At 60.2% G+C, this 19,126-nt stretch carries 17 protein-coding genes; 15 read left to right on the top strand and 2 right to left on the bottom strand.

The genetic code is table 11. The features are described from left to right. The first annotated feature begins 4 nt into the window (after positions 1 to 4). Positions 5 to 448 carry a group I truncated hemoglobin gene (locus tag BLU26_RS06085; RefSeq protein ID WP_092284812.1) on the top strand — a complete coding sequence of 148 codons (444 nt, stop codon included), beginning with the start codon at positions 5 to 7 and terminating at the stop codon, positions 446 to 448. A gap of 17 nt (positions 449 to 465) precedes the next feature. Here BLU26_RS06085 and BLU26_RS06080 read toward each other — a convergent pair whose 3' ends face one another. Both BLU26_RS06080 and BLU26_RS06075 read right to left on the bottom strand, forming a co-directional pair. Then, positions 466 to 2,793 (bottom strand): bifunctional diguanylate cyclase/phosphodiesterase, encoded by a 2,328-nt coding sequence (locus BLU26_RS06080; RefSeq protein WP_231702013.1) that lies wholly within the window; start codon positions 2,791 to 2,793, stop codon positions 466 to 468. Positions 2,794 to 2,806: 13 nt separating this feature from the next. Next, positions 2,807 to 4,009 (bottom strand): tetratricopeptide repeat protein, encoded by a 1,203-nt coding sequence (locus BLU26_RS06075; RefSeq protein WP_172830644.1) that lies wholly within the window; start codon positions 4,007 to 4,009, stop codon positions 2,807 to 2,809. A 332-nt stretch (positions 4,010 to 4,341) separates the two neighbouring features. On the opposite strand from BLU26_RS06075, the gene flhA reads away from it, so the two are divergent. From flhA to BLU26_RS06005, 14 genes are all read left to right on the top strand, one after another. Next, positions 4,342 to 6,468 carry a flagellar biosynthesis protein FlhA gene (flhA, locus tag BLU26_RS06070; protein WP_092284806.1) on the top strand — a complete coding sequence of 709 codons (2,127 nt, stop codon included), beginning with the start codon at positions 4,342 to 4,344 and terminating at the stop codon, positions 6,466 to 6,468. A gap of 73 nt (positions 6,469 to 6,541) precedes the next feature. Further along, complete coding sequence (gene flhF, locus BLU26_RS06065; RefSeq protein ID WP_092284804.1) at positions 6,542 to 7,909, top strand: flagellar biosynthesis protein FlhF; 1,368 nt, start codon at positions 6,542 to 6,544, stop codon at positions 7,907 to 7,909. Between the two features lie 32 nt (positions 7,910 to 7,941). Next, positions 7,942 to 8,769, top strand: coding sequence for a flagellar synthesis regulator FleN (fleN, locus tag BLU26_RS06060; protein ID WP_092284802.1), 828 nt, complete (start codon positions 7,942 to 7,944; stop codon positions 8,767 to 8,769). Beyond that, a complete protein-coding gene (locus BLU26_RS06055; RefSeq protein WP_092288384.1) occupies positions 8,769 to 9,503 on the top strand; it encodes an RNA polymerase sigma factor FliA in 735 nt (244 codons plus the stop codon). Before fleN ends, BLU26_RS06055 begins: the two co-directional genes overlap by 1 nt. 220 nt (positions 9,504 to 9,723) lie before the next feature. Beyond that, positions 9,724 to 10,101 (top strand): chemotaxis response regulator CheY, encoded by a 378-nt coding sequence (locus BLU26_RS06050; protein ID WP_172830643.1) that lies wholly within the window; start codon positions 9,724 to 9,726, stop codon positions 10,099 to 10,101. 21 nt (positions 10,102 to 10,122) lie between these two features. After that, positions 10,123 to 10,917: a protein phosphatase CheZ gene (locus BLU26_RS06045; RefSeq protein ID WP_092284798.1), complete on the top strand. Its 795-nt coding sequence runs from the start codon at positions 10,123 to 10,125 to the stop codon at positions 10,915 to 10,917. A gap of 174 nt (positions 10,918 to 11,091) precedes the next feature. Further along, the gene (locus tag BLU26_RS06040; protein WP_092284796.1) at positions 11,092 to 13,347 is read left to right on the top strand and encodes a chemotaxis protein CheA; all 2,256 of its coding nucleotides are present in this window, start codon (positions 11,092 to 11,094) and stop codon (positions 13,345 to 13,347) included. A 132-nt stretch (positions 13,348 to 13,479) separates the two neighbouring features. Next, positions 13,480 to 14,607 (top strand): protein-glutamate methylesterase/protein-glutamine glutaminase, encoded by a 1,128-nt coding sequence (locus BLU26_RS06035; RefSeq protein WP_092284794.1) that lies wholly within the window; start codon positions 13,480 to 13,482, stop codon positions 14,605 to 14,607. Beyond that, positions 14,607 to 15,347, top strand: a complete 741-nt coding sequence (locus BLU26_RS06030) for a flagellar motor protein (protein ID WP_092284792.1) — start codon at positions 14,607 to 14,609, stop codon at positions 15,345 to 15,347. The genes BLU26_RS06035 and BLU26_RS06030 overlap by 1 nt, the downstream gene beginning before the upstream one ends. Positions 15,348 to 15,379: 32 nt before the next feature. Next, positions 15,380 to 16,237 (top strand): flagellar motor protein MotD, encoded by an 858-nt coding sequence (motD, locus tag BLU26_RS06025; protein WP_092284790.1) that lies wholly within the window; start codon positions 15,380 to 15,382, stop codon positions 16,235 to 16,237. An 87-nt stretch (positions 16,238 to 16,324) separates the two neighbouring features. Continuing rightward, the gene (locus tag BLU26_RS06020; RefSeq protein WP_092284788.1) at positions 16,325 to 17,119 is read left to right on the top strand and encodes a ParA family protein; all 795 of its coding nucleotides are present in this window, start codon (positions 16,325 to 16,327) and stop codon (positions 17,117 to 17,119) included. 110 nt (positions 17,120 to 17,229) lie between these two features. Continuing rightward, positions 17,230 to 17,991 (top strand): CheW domain-containing protein, encoded by a 762-nt coding sequence (locus BLU26_RS06015; RefSeq protein ID WP_092284786.1) that lies wholly within the window; start codon positions 17,230 to 17,232, stop codon positions 17,989 to 17,991. Positions 17,992 to 18,081: 90 nt separating this feature from the next. Further along, complete coding sequence (locus BLU26_RS06010; RefSeq protein ID WP_092284784.1) at positions 18,082 to 18,561, top strand: chemotaxis protein CheW; 480 nt, start codon at positions 18,082 to 18,084, stop codon at positions 18,559 to 18,561. A 5-nt stretch (positions 18,562 to 18,566) separates the two neighbouring features. Beyond that, entirely contained in the window at positions 18,567 to 18,968 is a 402-nt protein-coding gene (locus tag BLU26_RS06005) for a DUF2802 domain-containing protein (RefSeq protein ID WP_092284782.1), read from the top strand. Positions 18,969 to 19,126 lie beyond the last annotated feature (158 nt).

The raw sequence follows: 19,126 nt of genomic DNA, 5'->3' as shown, positions 1-19,126 counted from the left end.
GCGCATGCTCAAGGCTTTTTCCCGAACTCTAGGCGGCTGTTGTGTTGTGGTTCTTACCGCCTGCGCGGCATCGGCACCGCCGCCCTTGCCCGACGACAGCCTGTATCAGGCGCTGGGCGGGCAGCCTGGCATCAATCGCGTGGTTGAGGGCTTGCTCTACCGCATCGCCGATGACGAGCGGATTGTTCATCATTTTGCCGACACCGACATCCTGCGGTTGCAGGAAAAACTCCAGGAGCAGCTCTGCGTAGAGGCGGGCGGCCCCTGTGAGTACACCGGCGACAGCATGGCCGAGGTGCATGCCGGCTTTGCCATCACCGAGGCGGACTTTAACGCACTGGTGGAAGACCTGATCGAGGCGATGACCGCAGAGGGTATCTCGGTCCGCGCGCAGAATCGTCTGTTGCAGCGGCTGGCGCCGATGCGCGGCGACATCATTTACCGTTAGAGCCGCGTTCGCCGGCGTCACTCGCCGGGCATGGTGATGCGGGTAATAAGACTGGCCGAGGGCATGCCGATGGCCGCGCCCTGGGCGAAGGTGACCCCCAGCTCGCGGACTTTGGCCAGAATCGCCGGGCTGTGCACAAACTCGGCCACGGTCTGCATGTGCAGCTCTTCGGCAAACTGCACAATCCCCTTACAGATGGTCATGGCGGTCGGATTGGTATCGAGCTGTTGAATCAGGCTGCCGTCAATCTTGATCAGGTCAACATCCAGGCGCAACAGGTGCTCGAAGTTGGAGTAGCCGGTGCCAAAATCGTCAATCGCGATACGGCAGCCCAGCGCCTTGGCGCGGTCGATGAACTGGCGCACCGCGGCATAGTTCTCGATCCCCTCAGATTCCAGAATCTCGAATATCACCCGTGAACCGATCTGATTGTGCTCCACGGTTTCGATGATGTGATCCGACAGCGCTTGATCAAGCAGATCCTCGCAGGACAGGTTGAGCGAGAAGGTGTACGGCAGGTCGGCAAATTGGCGCAAGCTGCTTTCTACCATGCACCGCGTGATGGAACGGTATAGCCGTACCTTTTTTGCCAGATCGAGAAATTGCGATGGGCTGATCGGCTCACCCTGTTCATCCAGTAGACGCACCAGGCACTCGAACTTCTCGATGCGGTTGGTCTTTATATCCATGATCGGCTGAAAGAAAGGCACGATGCGGCCGGTTTCCAGCGCGCCTTTCAGCCGGCTGGCCCAGATCAGATTTTGCTCGTAGCTCTCGCGCACTTTGTGGCGTTCGTCATAGATGACGTAGTTGTCCTTGTGCAGGCGGGCCAGTTCCAGCGCAATGTTGGCGCCGGGCAGCAGCGCTTCGCCCGTGGCCTCGCTGCTGCGCTGAGCACTACTGGCTGCGCCCAGACTGGCGTTTACCGGCACTTCCTGATCGTGCCAGGTAATGCGCAGCTCGCTGATGAAGTCGAGCAGGTCGTTGAGCTGAGGGCGCAGCGATGCTTCGTTGTGGTCGCCCGGCAGCCAGATCGCCAGCTCGTCGGCGGGCATCCGATAGAGTCGGCTACCCTGCCATTGGCTCTCGCTGGACAGGTACTCATCGAGCGCGTCGGCGAGCTGCGAAATGACATGGTCGCCACACTCATGCCCGTAGAAGTCGTTGATCTCCTTGAAGGAGTCGATGTTCAGTAGGATGAGCGCGGCGGTACGGCGTTTTTTCAGATCGACCAGTAACCGCTCGCGGTTGGGCAGGTCGGTCAGGCTGTCGGTATACAGGTTATGCAGCTGGCGCAAAATGCCGGCAACCAGGTAAAGGATCAGGGCTGAAATCAGCAACAAAATCAGCGCCGTAATGCTGACGATGCGGAAGTTGCTTTCCCGCATGGGCTCAAGCACCGCATCGATTTCTGCACGTGGCACGCCGATGCCAAACAGCATGCCAGCCTGTGTACGGGAGAAGAATAGCGCGTAATCACGCTGGTTCAGGTCAAGCTCCAGTTGCTGCATCGGCGAGGCCAGTTGGCGGGTGCTGATTATCTGCGGCGCCGCCTGGGGCTTGAGTTGCTCGTACAGATTCAGGTCGACGATGCCGTTGATCAAGGCTTGCGCCTGGGTAACGTTCTCGGCTTCCGACAGGCTGGAAAGATTGCGGTTTTCGGTGTCGAGCAGGAACGAGAATGTGCTGGGCGTAACCTCCACGCGGCTGACGGTACGCACGATGTCTTCGGCCCGCCAATCGGTCACCGCCAGGCCCACGGGTTGTTGCTGCGGATCGAGAATGAGGACCACATGGCTGATCACGGCGCTGTCGATACTGGCTTTGTAGTAGGCCGGCATCCAGTTGTTGGCGGGGTCTGGGAGGGTGTCAGGCTGGTTTTTCAGGTTGACTAGTTGTTCGTACCACTGCCTGATCAACTGCTGTTCTGCCGCCGGGATCGGTTCTACCAGAATGCGGTTTTCTTGCCGATAGGCGTAGAGCGCTCGTTCGCTCTGCCCATCGGCGAACCAGACGCTGCCGCCGTAGCTGTCAGGAAAGTCGCGCAACGCCTGTTGCAGGCTTTGGCGCAGGCGCTGTTCGGTGACGCCGGGGCTATCCTGCAGGCTGTTGAACAGGCGCCCCATCCGCGCCAGCCCCTGGGTATTGTGTTCCATCTGCCGATGGTGGGCATTGATGCGGTCGAGGTTGGCGTAAAAGGTGTCGGTAATCTGCCGCTGGCGCAACTCGGCCATGGCGCTTTGGGCGTAATCCAGGTTCAGGCTCGACATCAGCCAGGTGCCGAACATGAAAATGCACACCAGCAGGCTGAGCAGAAACATGATCGCTGGCTTGACCGGGAGCATGGGCATTCCTTGGCTAGAGTCCGTTCAAGCCAGAATGGATGCGGCCTTGGGCTTGCGTCAACTCCTCTGCGCTTAATTGGCCAGATAGTTGCTCCACGGCGCGTTTTCCGCGGTTATCACCGTTCACCAGTGCCAGGCTGAGCCACACGTAGGCTTCCTGCAGGTCGATATCACCGCTACTGCCCTTCAGGTAATCCATACCCAACTGATACTGCGCTGCGGCGGAGTTTCTGCGGGCGGCTTCCTTCAGCCAATGACGGGCACTCGGCGAGCCTTGCTGCTGCCCGGCCAACTGCAGCATGGCGGGGACATGGCCGGCGCTGGCAGCGCGCTGCAGGTGAATTTGCGATTGCGGAAAGTTGGTGCTGGTGCCGTTGCCTTGCTGATAGGCCTGGGCCAGCAGATAGTTGGCTTCACGCTGATTCTGCTTGGCACTTTTTTGCAGCCAGGCGAAGGCCTGCTCCTGTTCGCCAGCCTTGCTGAGCATCTTCGCCAGCAACAGTTGCCCTGCAGCGTCGCCGGCCTCCGCCGACCGGCGAGCCCAGCGCAGCGCTTCGCTCTGGTTGTTGGCGGTTTGCTCGATAACCGCCATGTGGTGCTCAGCCTTGGCGTCACCTCTGTTGGCCGAGGCGAGGCAGGGAGCGGCGGCCTGTTGCAGATTCTTGATGCTGAACAGCAGGTAGCAATCCTTGGCGTCATCGCTGGCCGGCTGCTGGCTGCTGGCCGGCTTGGCGGCTGTCGCCGGACGTGGCTCGGCGGCGGGCAGCGCGTTCGCGTCAGCCGGCAGGTCGCGAACGCGCTGGGCGAAGGCGTTGATCACCTCAGGGCAGGAGAAATTGTAGCCACCCTTGAGGCGCTGTAATGCTTCCTGGCTGGGGGCTTGTAAGGCATAACGCTCGGCAATGGCACTACAGCGCTGTTGGCGTTCTTCGCGCACCAGCGGCAAATAGGGCGCGTAGTCCGCATCGCTGGCGTGGGCGTTCAGGTACCTGGTAAGCGGGTCTATGTACTGCTGATTGAACAGCGCTTCGACTTCGGCGTGACGTTGCTGCTCTTGCGGATCGCTGGTCAGGCTGGCGGCCAGCTCAGCCAGGCGCTGGCGTTGATTTTCCAGTGCTTCGCCTGAACGTGCCAGCAGCCCGTCGGGTTTGGACAGGCTCTCGCAGCCGGTCAGGGCCGCTGTAATGCTGAGCAGCAAAACAAGAAGTACGCGCATGAACTCTCTCTGTGATGGCCGGATAACGCTGGTTCGTGCTCCTGAAAATGCCTGAAACAGGCCTGTGCCGAGCATCGGCACAGGGTAACTTTCAGCGCTTTTCTGCCCAGCCAGTCTTACTGTACTGAGCGGGGCCATCCATTGCCGTCATAGAGACGCCAGTGTACCAGAGTGGCGACGCCAGCAAAGCATAGCACCGGCTTTGAGCTTTGTTGTGTAGCACTTCGACATCATCTGTGCGGAACAGTTCGCGGCGAGCTGGAACACTTCTTGCGTAGGCCTTTGCAAGCACGCAATTTGCGTCAAATTATTGATTAGGAATCTACCGGGCAATGGCTGTCGATCGCGCACAACTGATGGGTAATATGCGAACCAACCTGGCCGGGCTGCGGCACGGCAGCCTGGGCGTGCCGATTCTGTTGCTGGTCATGCTCGGCATGATGATGCTGCCGGTGCCGCCGTTCCTGCTGGACGTCCTCTTCACCTTCAATATTGCCCTGGCGCTGGTGGTGTTGCTGGTCTGCGCCTACGCCCTGCGGCCGCTCGATTTTGCTGTTTTCCCGACCATTTTGCTGGTGGCTACCTTGCTGCGCCTGGCGCTGAACGTGGCGTCCACGCGGGTCGTGTTGCTGTACGGTCACGAGGGTGGCGATGCCGCCGGTAAGGTGATTCAGGCCTTTGGTGAGGTGGTGATCGGCGGTAACTATGTGGTGGGTCTGGTGGTGTTTGCCATCCTGATGATCATCAACTTCGTGGTGGTAACCAAGGGTGCGGGGCGTATTTCCGAAGTGAGCGCTCGCTTTACCCTGGATGCCATGCCCGGTAAGCAGATGGCGATTGACGCTGACCTCAACTCCGGCCTGATCGATCAGGAGCAGGCCAAGACCCGGCGCTCGGAAGTGGCCCAGGAAGCGGACTTTTACGGCTCCATGGACGGTGCCAGCAAGTTCGTTCGTGGGGACGCCGTAGCAGGCCTGCTGATCCTGTTTATCAACGTGATCGGCGGTCTGGCAATCGGTATGGCCCAGCACGGCCTGCCGTTTGCCGAAGCGGGCAAGATCTATGTGCTGCTGACCATCGGTGACGGTCTGGTAGCACAAATACCTTCACTGCTGCTGTCTACCGCCGCCGCCATTATGGTGACGCGGGTCTCCACCTCTGAGGACATGGGCGCGCAGGTGCAACGGCAGATGTTCGCTTCGCCCAAGGCGCTGGCGATTGCCGCTGCGATCCTGATCATCATGGGCCTGATTCCGGGCATGCCGCACTTCGCCTTTATTGGCCTGGGCTTGCTGGCGGCCGGCGGCGCCTATGTGATCGCCAAGCGTCAGCAGGTCAAGGCCGATGAAGAGGCCGAAGTGGAGCGCAAACAGGCGCAGCCGCCAGCCGTGCAGGGTCCGGAAACCCGTGAGCTTGGCTGGGATGATGTCACCCCGGTCGACATGGTGGGGCTGGAGGTCGGCTACCGTTTGATTCCGCTGGTTGACCGCAATCAGGGAGGCCAGTTGCTGGCGCGGATCAAGGGCGTGCGCAAGAAGCTGTCGCAGGATCTGGGTTTTCTGATGCCCTCGGTACATATCCGCGACAACCTCGATCTTGCGCCCAATGCTTACCGACTGACGCTGATGGGTGTGGGCGTGGCCGAGGCGGAGGTATACCCGGACCGCGAGCTGGCGATCAACCCCGGCCAGGTGTTTGGCGAAATCAAGGGGCTGGCAGGCAAAGACCCGGCCTTCGGTCTGGATGCGGTGTGGATTGAGCCTTCGCAGAAGGATCAGGCGCAATCACTGGGTTACACGGTGGTCGACGCCAGTACCGTGGTCGCGACCCATATCAACCAGATCCTGCACAAGCACGCGCATGAGCTGATCGGTCACGAAGAAGTGCAGCAGCTGTTGCAGGTGCTGGCCAAGGCCTCACCCAAGCTGGCCGAGGAGCTGGTGCCGGGGCTGATTTCGCTGTCGAACCTGCTCAAGGTGTTGCAGGGGTTGCTGCAGGAGCAGGTGCCAGTGCGTGACATTCGGACCATTGCCGAGGCCATCGCCAACAGCTCAGGTAAGAGTCAAGATACTGGCGCTGTGATCGGCGCGGTGCGAGTGGCGTTGTCGCGCTCCATCGTGCAAAGCATTGTGGGGCTTGACTCCGAGCTGCCTGTGATCACCCTTGAGCCAAGGTTGGAACAGATGTTGCTACAGAGTCTTCAGAAGGCCGGGCAGGGTGCTGATGATGGCATGCTGCTGGAGCCGGGGATGGCGGAAAAACTGCAACGCTCTCTCTCTGAAGCGGTGCAGCGCCAGGAAGTACAGGGCAAGCCAGCGATACTGCTGGTAGCTGGGCCGATCCGCATGATGATGGCCAAGTTCGTCCGCTACGCCGCCCCCGGAGCCCACGTGCTGTCCTACCAAGAGATCCCGGACAGCAAACAGGTGACCATAGTCGCCACCGTCGGCCAGAACTGAACGCCTAGTGCGAATAGAGATTAACAGCCGCCTGGCGCCCTGCGCGGGGCACCGGTAACAGATGAGGTCAGCCATGAAAGTAAAACGTTTCTTTGCCGCCGATATGCGCCAGGCGATGAAGCTGGTGCGCGACGAGTTGGGTGCTGACGCCTCCATCATCGCCAACCGCCGCGTGGCGGGTGGTGTTGAGCTGACTGCCGCGTTGGACTACGTCGCGCCGCGCATCACGCCGCCGACGCCCGGTCTGGACCAGGAGCTGAAGAAAACCCAGGAACGTATCGTTGCCGCTCGCGCCGAGCTGGAAGTCGGCAAGATGGCCTCGCGCAACCAGCCGACCGTCAACCGTCAATTATTTGGTGACAGCATGCGTGCGGCCGCCGAGCAAGGCTCGCCCGTGGCGCGCGATCTGCTCGACCGTTTGGTGCAGGAGCCCAGTGAGGAGCCTGTAGCACGCAAGCCCGCGGTGGCCGCCAGTGCGGCGCCCGCCGCAGCGGAGCCGGCCGAGAGCTCCGGCTTGAGCGCGATGCGCGCCGAATTGGCGGGTTTGCGTGAAATGCTGGAGTCGCAGCTGGGCGGTATGGCCTGGGGCCAATTGAACCAACGGCAGCCCAAGCAGGCTGGCCTGTGGCGCCGTTTGACCCAGATCGGCCTGCCAGCGGAAACCTGTCAGGAGCTGCTGCGCCAGGTCGCCGATGTGCCGGATATTCGTCAGGCCTGGCGGCTGCTGCTGGCTCACCTGTCCCACCGCATTCCCACGCTGCGTGAAGAAGTGCTGGAACAGGGTGGCATCATTGCCCTGGTGGGCCCGACCGGGGCCGGTAAGACCACCACCCTGGGCAAGCTGGCCGCGCGTTACGTGCTCAAGCACGGCAGTCAGCACGTCGCGCTGGTGACCATGGATACCTACCGGATTGGCGCCCACGAGCAGCTGCGTACGCTGGGCCGTATCCTGGATGTGCCGGTGCGCGTGGTGGATGAACAGAACAGTCTTGAAGATGTTCTCGCTGATTTCTCCGGCAAGCGCCTGGTGCTGGTAGATACCGCGGGGCTGCAGGCCAACGATCCCTATCTGCGTGGCCAGTTGAGCGCACTGGCACAGCAGGGCCGCCAGGTTCGCAATCTGCTGGTACTCGCAGCGACCAGTCAGTACCGGGTAATGAAGGCGGCGTACCACAACTACAAGACCTGCGGTTTGAGTGGCTGTATCCTGACCAAGGTTGACGAAGCGGCGACCCTGGGTGAGTCATTAGGGCTGGCTATGGAGCAGGGTTTGCCGGTAGCCTATCTGGCAGATGGCCAGCGGATTCCGGACGATATCAACCGGGCCGTCGGTCACCAGCTGGTCAGCCGTGCGGTCAGCATGGCAGGTAATGAAGCGCCAGCCGATCAGGCGATGGCGGATGTGTTTGCCGGCATGATGCATGGCCAGCGGGCAAGCTAAGCAAAATCAATAATTCAAGGTAATCAACGTAGATGGGTAGCAATCATCCGGTTCAGGTTATCGCAGTCACTGGCGGCAAGGGTGGTATCGGCAAAACCAACGTGTCGGTCAACCTCAGTCTGGCGCTGGCAGACATGGGCCGTCGCGTCGTGCTGCTCGATGCCGACTTGGGGCTGGCCAACGTCGATGTGTTGCTGGGTCTCAAACCCAAGGCAACGTTGGCGGATGTGCTGGAAGGCAAATGTGACCTGCGCGATGTGATGCTCAATGGCCCGGGTGGTGTACGCGTGGTGCCCGCCGCGTCCGGCGCCGCCAGCATGGTCAGCCTGAATCATCAGCAACATGCCGGTTTGATCCAGGCCTTCAGCGAGGTCGGCGATAACATCGACGTGCTGATTGTCGACACCGCGGCGGGTATTGGCGACTCGGTGGTCAGCTTCGTGCGTGCTGCACAGGAGGCACTGATTGTCGTCTGCGACGAGCCAACCTCGATTACCGATGCCTACGCACTGATCAAGCTGCTCAACCGTGATCACGGCATGACCCGATTCCGCGTGTTGGCCAATATGGTCGGCACACCGCAGGAAGGTCGGCTGGTCTTTGCTAAACTCTCCAAAGTAACTGACCGGTTTCTCGACGTAGCGCTGCAATACGTCGGGGCCGTACCCTTTGACGAAGCGGTGCGCAAGTCCGTACAGAAGCAACGTGCAGTCTACGAAGCCTTTCCGCGCAGCAAGGCGGCTATGGCCATTCGGGCGATTGCACAGAAGGTGGATGCCTGGCCTTTACCGGCCAATCCACGCGGACATCTCGAGTTCTTCGTCGAACGTCTGGTACGGCCCACCGGGTCAGGCCTATGATTGCATCGGCTGGCGGATTGAGCATGTATACACGAGCACAAGTTTCTGCAGACAATCAGGATCGACTCGTTGAGCAATATGCTCCGCTGGTAAAACGTATTGCCTACCACCTGTTGGGTCGCCTGCCGGCTAGCGTACAGGTGGAAGATCTGATGCAGGCCGGCATGATCGGGTTGCTCGAAGCCTCGCGTAAATTTGATTTTGGCAAGGGCGCCAGCTTCGAAACCTATGCCGGGATTCGTATTCGTGGCGCCATGCTGGATGAAGTGCGCAAGGGTGACTGGGCGCCGCGATCGGTGCATCGCAACACCCGTATGGTCAGTGACGCAATGCGCTCGGTAGAGTCCCGTTTGGGGCGCGACGCTAAAGATCACGAAGTTGCGGCCGAATTGGATATGAGCCTTGAGGAATATTACGCGATCCTCAATGATACCGCCGGCAGCAAGCTGTTCAGTTTTGATGATTTGCTGGAGAGTGGCGCGCCGGCCGATGTACAGGGCGATTTTGAGCCCTTCGCCGGGCTGGAAGATGAGCGCTTCAGGGCGGCGCTGGCCGAGGCGATCAACGGCTTGCCCGAGCGTGAAAAGCTGCTGTTGTCGCTGTATTACGATGAAGAACTGAATCTCAAGGAGATTGGCGCTGTGCTGGGCGTCAGTGAGTCACGGGTCAGTCAATTGCACAGTCAATGTGCCGCACGTCTGCGCGCACGCTTGTCGAGTTGGCGAAATGATTGATTTTGTCGCCAACATCCGGACAATGCTCGGATCGCGCTGATGGTAGCACTGTGCCCGATCCTGTTTTGATGGTGGTAGCGAGGGTGTTGTGAACAGCAGTTTGCACGGCAGAGGGTTGTTCAGAACGTCTTTATACGGCTAGTTTGGCCATTGCAATGGGTTTTCGGGGTGCAGGCCTGCACTTTCCCTGGTTTGTACGGAGGTCGACTTGGACAAGAATATGAAAATTCTCATCGTTGATGATTTTTCGACGATGAGGCGCATTATCAAGAACCTGTTGCGCGACCTGGGTTTTACCAACACGGCTGAAGCCGATGATGGCAATACCGCGTTGCCGATGCTGCAAAGCGGTAATTTCGACTTTCTGGTGACCGACTGGAACATGCCGGGCATGAGCGGCATCGATTTGCTGCGTGCGGTGCGTGCCGATGACCGCCTCAAGCACCTGCCGGTACTCATGGTCACCGCTGAGGCCAAACGCGACCAGATCATTGAAGCCGCGCAGGCAGGCGTCAACGGCTACGTCGTCAAGCCATTTACCGCTCAAGCCTTGAAAGAGAAAATCGAAAAGATTTTTGAGCGAGTACAAGCAAAATAACAACCAACCGGGGTACAGGTTATGGCGTTAAGTAAGGATCCCGGCCAGGCGACTGCTCAGGAATTTGAACATTCCCTCAAGGACAATGCGCGCCAACTGGTCGACCACCTGGAGCAAGGCGACTTTGCCGAAGCTCTGCTGGTGATCCACGCAATCAATCAAGCCCGAGATCGCGGTCTCTATCACGAGGTCGGGCAACTGACCCGCGCGTTGCATAACGCTATCGTCAATTTTCAGCTCGACACCTCCCACGCGCTCGAAGACGACAGCGAGACCTCCAAGATTTCCGATGCGTCCGACCGCCTTGACTATGTGGTGCAGCTGACCGACAAGGCCGCCAATCGCACCATGGATCTGGTGGAAAGCAGTGCGCCAAAAATCTCTGAACTGGGTGGCGAGGCGGCGGCGCTGCGCGCCGATTGGCAGCGACTGCAACGTCGTGAAATGGCCGCAGACGAGTTTCGTGATCTGTACAAGCGTATGGGCGACTTTCTCGAAAAGGCCGAGAACACCAGTAACGACGTGTCTGGCCACCTCAACGATATCCTCATGGCGCAGGACTATCAGGATCTGACCGGCCAGGTGATCAAGCGTGTCATTACCCTGGTTCACGATGTCGAGGAAAGCCTGCTCAATCTGGTGCGCATGGCAGGTCAGGTGGATCGGATTACCGGCATAAACCACCCTGAAACCGTCAGTGAGGCAAAAAAACCTTCGTCCAGGGGTGAAGGTCCACAGATTCATGCCGATAAAAGAGAAGACGTGGTTTCCGGTCAGGATGAAGTCGACGACCTTCTGTCCAGTCTGGGCTTCTGACTCCTGCCAAGATGCACCGCCACAGCGTTGTGGCGGCAAGAGCCAGGCAGCACAGGAAGTAGTCAGGTTTACGGGTTCCGGAATAACGTCTAATAACAACGGACTGCACACAGGCAGCAGTATCAGTGGCCGCGCATAGCCGTTTACGTCAACACGCCCGAGGGGAGTGGGTGCATGAGTTTCGATGCGGATGAAGAGATTCTCCAGGACTTTCTGGTCGAGGCAGGTGAAATTCTCGAGCAGTTGTCCGAGCAGTTGGTCGAACTGGAGAACCGTCCCGATGACATGGATCTGCTCAACGCCATTTTTCGCGGTTTCCATACCGTCAAAGGTGGCGCTGGATTCCTGCAGCTTGATGCGCTGGTCGCCTGTTGCCACATTGCCGAGAACGTATTCGATATTTTGCGCAAAGGTGAGCGTCCGGTAACGTCCGACCTGATGGACGTGGTTCTGCAAGCGCTGGACGCGGTCAACACCATGTTTGATCAGGTGCGCAACCAGCAGGAGCCTACGCCCGCAGACCCTGCCTTACTCGACGCCCTGGCCGCCCTGGCGCAGCCAGGTGGTGCAGAACCCGCCGCCCCCGAAGCGGCCGCGCCGGTGGTCGAACCCGAGCCCGTTCCCCCTACTGCCACACTGGATGCCATCGCCAGCGGCGATGGCGATATTACCGATGATGAGTTCGAACAGCTGCTGGACGCGCTGCACGGTGACGCCGCGCCTGCCGCAGCTGCGACGGCCCCTGCATCAGCACCGGCACCCACGCCGGCTGCCACCTCGGGCGACGACATCACCGACGATGAATTTGAAGCCCTGCTCGACGAGCTGCACGGCAGTGGTCAGGCCCCGGTCAGTGCGGCTCCCGCGCCAGCGGCGACTGCCGCCGCCGACGATATCTCCGACGATGAATTCGAAGCCCTGCTGGACGAGCTACATGGCAAGGGCAGTGCGCCCGGTCTGAAGGACGGCGCGTCGACTGAAGCGGCTGAACCAGCCGCGGCTGCCGGTTCCGTCGAAGCCGACAAGATCACCGACGACGAATTTGAAGCGCTGCTGGATCAGTTGCACGGTAAAGGCGCGGCACCTGGTAAAACCGAGGCCGAGGCGGCGGCTGCTCCAGCTGCGCCGCCCGCTGCCAAGCCCGCACCGGCGCCGGCTAGCAAGCCCGCTGCCAAGCCTGAGCCCAAGCCGGCTGCCAAACCTGCCGCCGCCCCGGCAGCCGCCGCGAAAGCCGCGCCTGCGCAGGAAGCGCCCGCAGCTGCCGAAACCACGGTACGGGTAGACACCGCGCGGCTGGATGAAATCATGAACATGGTGGGCGAGCTGGTACTGGTGCGTAACCGCCTGGTGCGCCTTGGCCTGAGCAGCGGTGATGAGGAGTGGAACAAGGCGGTCGGTAACCTCGATGTAGTCACCGCGGACCTGCAGATGTCGGTGATGAAAACCCGCATGCAGCCAATCAAGAAGGTATTTGGCCGTTTCCCGCGGGTGGTACGCGATCTGGCGCGCAACCTCAAGAAGGAAATCAACCTGGAGCTGGTGGGCGAAGAAACCGATCTCGACAAGAATCTGGTCGAGGCGTTGGCCGATCCGCTGGTTCACTTGGTGCGCAACTCGGTAGACCACGGCGTAGAAACGCCCGATGAGCGTGAAGCGGCCGGTAAGCCGCGTACCGGCAAGGTGGTGCTGGCCGCGCAGCAGGAAGGCGATCACATTCTGCTGACGATCGTTGACGATGGTCGTGGCATGGACCCCGATGTGCTGCGCTCCAAGGCCGTGGAAAAGGGCATGATGGAGAAGGACGCTGCTGATCGCCTGAGCGACAGCGAGTGTTTCAACCTGATTCTGGCGCCCGGCTTCTCGACCAAGACGGAAATTTCCGATGTGTCCGGGCGTGGCGTGGGCATGGATGTGGTGAAAACCAAGATTTCCCAGCTCAACGGCACCATCAATATCGAATCGACCAAGGGCCAAGGCTCCCGGATTGCGATCAAGGTACCCTTGACGCTGGCGATCATGCCGACGCTGATGGTCATGCTGGCGAATCAGGCCTTTGCCTTGCCGTTGGTCAGTGTCAACGAGATCTACAGTCTTGACCTGTCACGCACCAACATTGTCGATGGTCAGGAAGTGATCATCGTGCGTGAAAAAGCGCTGCCGCTGTTTTACCTCAAGCGCTGGCTGATGCCGGGTGTGCAAGACACCAGCGATCATTCCGCTGCCAGTGTGGTGATCGTTTCGGTTGGCACCCAGCGGGTCGGTTTTGTGGTCGACCAGTTGGTCGGCCAGGAAGAGGTGGTAATCAAACCGTTGGGACGGATGCTGCAAGGCACCGCCGGAATGGCCGGGGCGACTATTACCGGGGACGGTCGCATCGCGCTGATTCTGGATATTCCCAGCCTGCTCAAGCGCTACGCGCGGCGGGTGTGATAGGTTGTATCATGCTGTATCAGACGCATCTGCCGATTGCTGTGGCGTAGTGAGCTGAGGCGGTAGACGGGTAGGATTACTCGAAACAGGCGCATTAGTGCGCCGGATGGCGATGCGGGTTCAGGAGAGGGTATGGCGGTCAAGGTTCTGGTGGTGGATGACTCGGGTTTCTTTCGCCGCCGGGTAACGGAAATTCTGGCGGGTGACCCGCAGATTCAGGTTGTCGGCACGGCAACCAACGGCAAAGAAGCCATCGAGCAGACGCTGTCGCTGCGCCCTGACGTTATCACCATGGATTACGAAATGCCGGTCATGGACGGCATTTCCGCGGTCAAGCAGATCATGCAGCGCTGCCCCACGCCGGTGATCATGTTTTCCTCGCTGACCTACGAGGGCGCCCGCGTCAGTCTTGATGCGCTGGACGCCGGCGCCGCCGACTACCTGCCGAAGAATTTCGAAGACATTTCCCGCAACCCGGACAAGGTGCGCCAGCTGCTGTGCGAGCGGGTCAACGCGCTGGCACGCACCAACCGCCGTTCGCTGGGCTTGAGTGGCAGTGCGGCAGCGCCGCCTGTTGCGCCTGCACCGGGCGCCGCTACTGCCTCCCCCGCAGCGCGCCCTGGCGCGAGTCCGCTCGGCGGGGCGACGACCGCCAAGCCGGCGGCCCCGGTGGCGCGTACCAGTCCAGCGCCACGCAAGCGCAGCTACAAGCTGGTCGCTATCGGTACCTCCACCGGCGGCCCTGTCGCCCTGCAGAAAGTGCTGACGCAGTTACCCGGCAGCTTCCCTGCGCCGCTGTTGCTGATTCAGCACATGCCGGCTGCGTTCACCAAGGCCTTTGCCGAACGCCTCGACAAGCTCTGCCGTATCTCCGTCAAGGAGGCCGAAGACGGCGATGTGCTGCGCCCAGGCCTGGCGTTGCTGGCACCTGGCGGTAAGCAGATGATGGTGGACGGGCGTGGCGTGGTGCGTATTCTGCCCGGCGATGAACGCCTGAACTACAAGCCCTGTGTCGACGTCACCTTTGGTTCGGCGGCCAAGGCATTTCAGGACAAGGTGCTTGCGGTCGTGCTCACCGGTATGGGTGCGGACGGGCGGGAAGGGGCGCGCATGCTCAAGCAGGCGGGTAGCGCCGTGTGGGCTCAGGATGAAGCCAGTTGCGTGATTTACGGCATGCCCATGGCGGTTGCAAAGGCCAATCTGGCCGATGGCATCTATAACCTGGATGAAATCGGTCGTTATCTGGCAGAGATCGGCTGATGGATATTCTCAGTATCATTGGCGTCATTCTGGCGTTTGTTGCCATCATCGGTGGCAACTACCTGGAAGGTGGCCACGCCTCGGCGCTGCTCAACGCGCCTGCCGCACTCATCGTCATCGGCGGCACCCTCGGCGCCGCCTTCATTCAGACCCCGTTGACCGTGTTCAAGCGGGCTCTGGTGATTCTGCGCTGGATTATTTTTCCACCGACCAATCGCCTGCGTGAGGGGATTGGTCAGGTCATCAATTGGAGCACCATCGCGCGCAAGGATGGCCTGTTGGGCCTGGAGTCCATCGCGGAGCTGGAGCCCGACGCCTATGCGCGCAAGGGCCTGCAGTTGCTGGTTGATGGTAGTGAGCCCGAGGCGTTGCGCGGGATTCTCGAAGTTGAGCTGATGACGCGTGAAAACCACGACCTGATGGCGGCCAAGGTCTATGAGAGCATGGGCGGTTATTCGCCCACCATTGGCATCATTGGCGCCGTCATGGGGCTGATTCATGTCATGGGCAACCTGGCTGACCCCTCCATGCTGGGCTCGGGCATTGCGGTGGCCTTTGTCGCCACTATTTACGGTGTGGCGCTGGCCAACCTGTTCCTGTTGCCGGTTGCGCACAAGCTCAAGGCGGTAGTGCTGCAGCAGTCGCGCTATCGCGAGATGTTGCTGGAAGGTCTGCTGTCGATTGCCGAAGGGGAAAATCCTCGCTCTATTGAAATGAAGCTTGAAGGCTTCCTCGATTAGCGCCCAACGTCTAACGAACCGAGGATAGCGGCATGCGGCGACGTCGCCACGAAGAGCACGAAAATCATGAGCGCTGGTTGGTGTCCTACGCCGACTTCATCACCCTGCTGTTCGCGTTTTTTGTTGTCATGTATTCCATCTCCTCGGTCAATGAAGGCAAGTACAAGGTACTGTCAGATACCCTTGAGGGCGCTTTCAATCAGCCGCAGAGGGCCATCGATCCCATACAGATAGGCCAGGAAAAACCACGCGGAATCGGCACCCAGGATAGCGATGGCACCCAGACCGGGCAGCAGGATGGTGGCAGTGATGCGCTGCAGGACATCACCCAGGCGATGCAACAAGCCTTTGGTGACCTTATCCAGGCGGGCGACCTGGAGGTGCGCGGCAACGAACTGTGGGTCGAGATTGAGCTGAGCTCCGGGCTGCTGTTTCCCAGTGGTGATGCGTTGCCGCTGGATGCGGCCTTTGGTTTGATCGACCGGATTGCCGAAATACTGGCGCCCTACGAAAACCCGGTGCACGTTGAGGGCTTTACGGACAATGTGCCGATGCGTTCGGGCAACTACCCGACCAACTGGGAGCTATCTGCGGCGCGGGCGGCCAGTGTGGTGCGTATGCTGAGTAATGGCGGCGTCAACCCTGACCGACTGGCTGCCGTAGGCTATGGTGAATTCAGGCCTGTTGCCGATAACACGACCGCTGCTGGTCGCAAGGCTAACCGCCGGGTGGTATTGCTGGTGTCGCGTTATGTGGATAAGCGGCACGAGCCTTTTGGCGGTGAGCCGGAGTCGGTCAATGTGATGCGCGAAGCGCGTAGTGAAACGGCTGCCCCATCGGGTGCAGCGGGTCCTTCTGGCACGGGTTCTGCATCGAGTCCTGCTCCCTAGCTGTAAACAGGTCTGAGCTGTCAAAATGTTGTCGTTTATCGCATGTTATGGGGCCTATCACGGCTGGAATGCCCCCGGAGGTACGCCATGAGAGTCTGGGCTGTAGCCAATCAGAAGGGTGGGGTGGGCAAGACCACCTCCGCTGTGGCACTGGCTGGCCTGCTGGCAGATCAGGGGCAACGTGTATTGGTGGTCGATCTGGATCCGCACGGCTCCATGACCAGCTACTTTGGGCATGACCCGGACCAACTGACCAGCAGCGTCTTCAATCTGTTTCAGCACAACGGGCAAGTGCCGGACGGGCTGGCAGCGGCGCTGCTGCTGGACAGCTCGCATCCTAATATCCACCTGCTGCCGTCCAGCACCTCATTGGCCACGCTGGAGCGTCAGTCGGCAGCGCAGGGCGGTTATGGCCTGGTGATTTCGCGCGCGCTGGCGCAGCTGTGGAACGACTTCCAGTTCGTCATTATCGATAGCCCGCCGCTGTTGGGCGTGTCGATGATCAATGCCCTGGCTGCGTGCGAGCAGTTGATCATCCCGGTGCAGACCGAGTTTCTCGCCCTCAAGGGGCTGGAGCGCATGGTACACACGCTGAACATGGTGAACCGCTCGCGCAAGCAGGCGCTGCCCTATACTATCGTGCCAACCTTGTTCGACCGCCGTACCCAGGCCTCGCTGAGTACCCTGCGCATGTTGCGCCGGGACTACGCGGATCATCTCTGGCAGGCCTACATTCCGATTGATACCAAGCTGCGCGACGCCAGTCTGGCCGGGGTCGTGCCTTCACAGTTGGATGCGAGCGCGCGGGGCGTGCTGGCGTACCGTGCGTTACTGCGCTACCTGTTGGCGCAAAGCCTGTCACGCAGCGAGCAGGTGGCCTGACGCGCGGTAGGCCAGGCTAATGCTTTGTCACACACCGCCGATACAGTTGCATGAGCCATGATTGCCATGTCCCAACCATTTCGTGGCTAAACCAGGATGATACGGGTGTTATGAGTAAATCCAGATTGCCGGTGCAGGAGTTCGTACCGGAACAGACCATTCAGCATTATCTGGATGCGCTGCTGCAGGACGCAGCCGAGGAGCTGGCCCGCGAGGAAGCGGCGCCTGCACCGGCGGTTGTGCCTGAACGGCCGCCGGCTCCGCCGCGCCCCGCCGTCGTAGCGCCGGTATTGCGCGCGCCGCCGGCGCCAGTGCCCACTCCTGTGCCTGCTGAGCCAGTTGTCGAGATGCCCGCCGAGCAACCGGCACCACCCGCGCCAGTGGCACAGCCGCAGTGGCGCGAGCAGGCCTTCGAGGCCTTGCTGTTTGATGTGGGCGGCTTGAAATTGGCCGTGCCGCTGGTATCGCTGGGGACTATCTATCCGCTGGATGCGGAAATTACTCCGTTATTTGGTCAGCCGGACTGGTTCCTCGGCATACTGGCTACCCAGGCGGGAAATCTGAAGGTGCTGGATACCGCGCGCTGGGTCATGCCCGAGCGCTACAGCGACGAGTTGAAAGAGAGCCTGTCCTTTGTCATTTCGGTTGAAGGATATGATTGGGGTATGGCGGTACACGGTGTGCATCAGTCGATTCGACTGGAGCCGAGCCAGATCAAGTGGCGCTCACAGCAAGGCAAGCGTCCGTGGTTGGCTGGCACCGTGATTGATCATATGTGTGCCTTGCTGGATGTCTCGGCGCTGGCTAGCCTGATAGTCAATGGTATGGCGCGTCAGGCGTCTGGTAATGCCGCAACGCCAGCATTAGGATAACCGTAAACCGGTGCAGACCTTATGGTCGGTACCCTTGTCCGGCGTTCCAGGCTGCTGGACTGCTATCAACGATGATCGGGAAGCATGACAATGAAAAATAATTCGGGACAAGGCGCTGAAGATCCGATCCTGCAATGGGTGACGTTCCGCCTGGACAACGAAAGCTATGGCATCAACGTGATGCAGGTGCAGGAAGTGTTGCGCCATACCGAGATTGCTCCCGTACCGGGCGCGCCTTCCTATGTATTGGGCATCATCAACCTGCGTGGCAATGTGGTTACGGTGATCGATACTCGCCAGCGCTTTGGTCTGACGCCTGCTCCGATCACCGACAACACCCGCATCGTGATCATCGAAGCCGACAAGCAAGTGGTCGGGATTCTGGTCGACAGCGTGGCCGAGGTGGTTTATCTGCGTCAGTCGGAAATCGAGACCGCGCCGAACGTGGGTACCGATGAATCCGCGAAATTCATTCAGGGCGTCTGCAACAAGAACAACGAGCTGCTGATTCTGGTCGATCTGGAAAAGATGATGACCGAGGATGAGTGGGCGGAGTTGTCCGGCTTTTGATCGGCATGAATGAGCCTTGGTTGCTGTTACTGCTGGGCAGTCTGATGGGCGTGGTTTTGGCGGCTCTGGTGGTGCTGTTCGCGCGGATCCGTCAGTTGCCTGCCGAGCTGCAGCAGCAGTCCGAGCATCTGCGTCAGCGCCAGGAGCAGCTGACACGCGACCTGGCCACCTTTCAGCAGGGCAGTATTCGCATGGGCGAGGAGCTGACCGCATTGCGCTTGCAGCTCAAACGTCTGGAAGACAAACAGCTGAAGCTGGAAACCCAGGATCCGCAAGCGTTGCCCTATAACCAGGCGGCACGGCTGGTGGGTATGGGCGCCAGTATTGAGGACCTCACCCAATCCTGCGGCCTGTCCAAGGCCGAAGCCGAACTCTTCGTCAAATTGCACGGTGGCCGCCGCGGCTGAGCAGTCGCTGGGTCGCCGCTTGCGGTGCTTTTATTACCGTCTCCCCCGCTGCAAAGCAGAGTTCCATCTCGCTCAAGGGTACCGGCCAGCGCTCTGTCTGAGTCTCGTGTCTGATATCGCCCCACTGGGCAAACTGCGTCGAGTACCGACGCGGGTTG

Source organism: Halopseudomonas sabulinigri, assembly GCF_900105255.1.
GTDB classification, from domain to species: domain Bacteria; phylum Pseudomonadota; class Gammaproteobacteria; order Pseudomonadales; family Pseudomonadaceae; genus Halopseudomonas; species Halopseudomonas sabulinigri.
The sequence above is the reverse complement of the archived record's forward strand: the minus strand, read 5'-3'. Positions and strand labels throughout refer to the sequence as shown.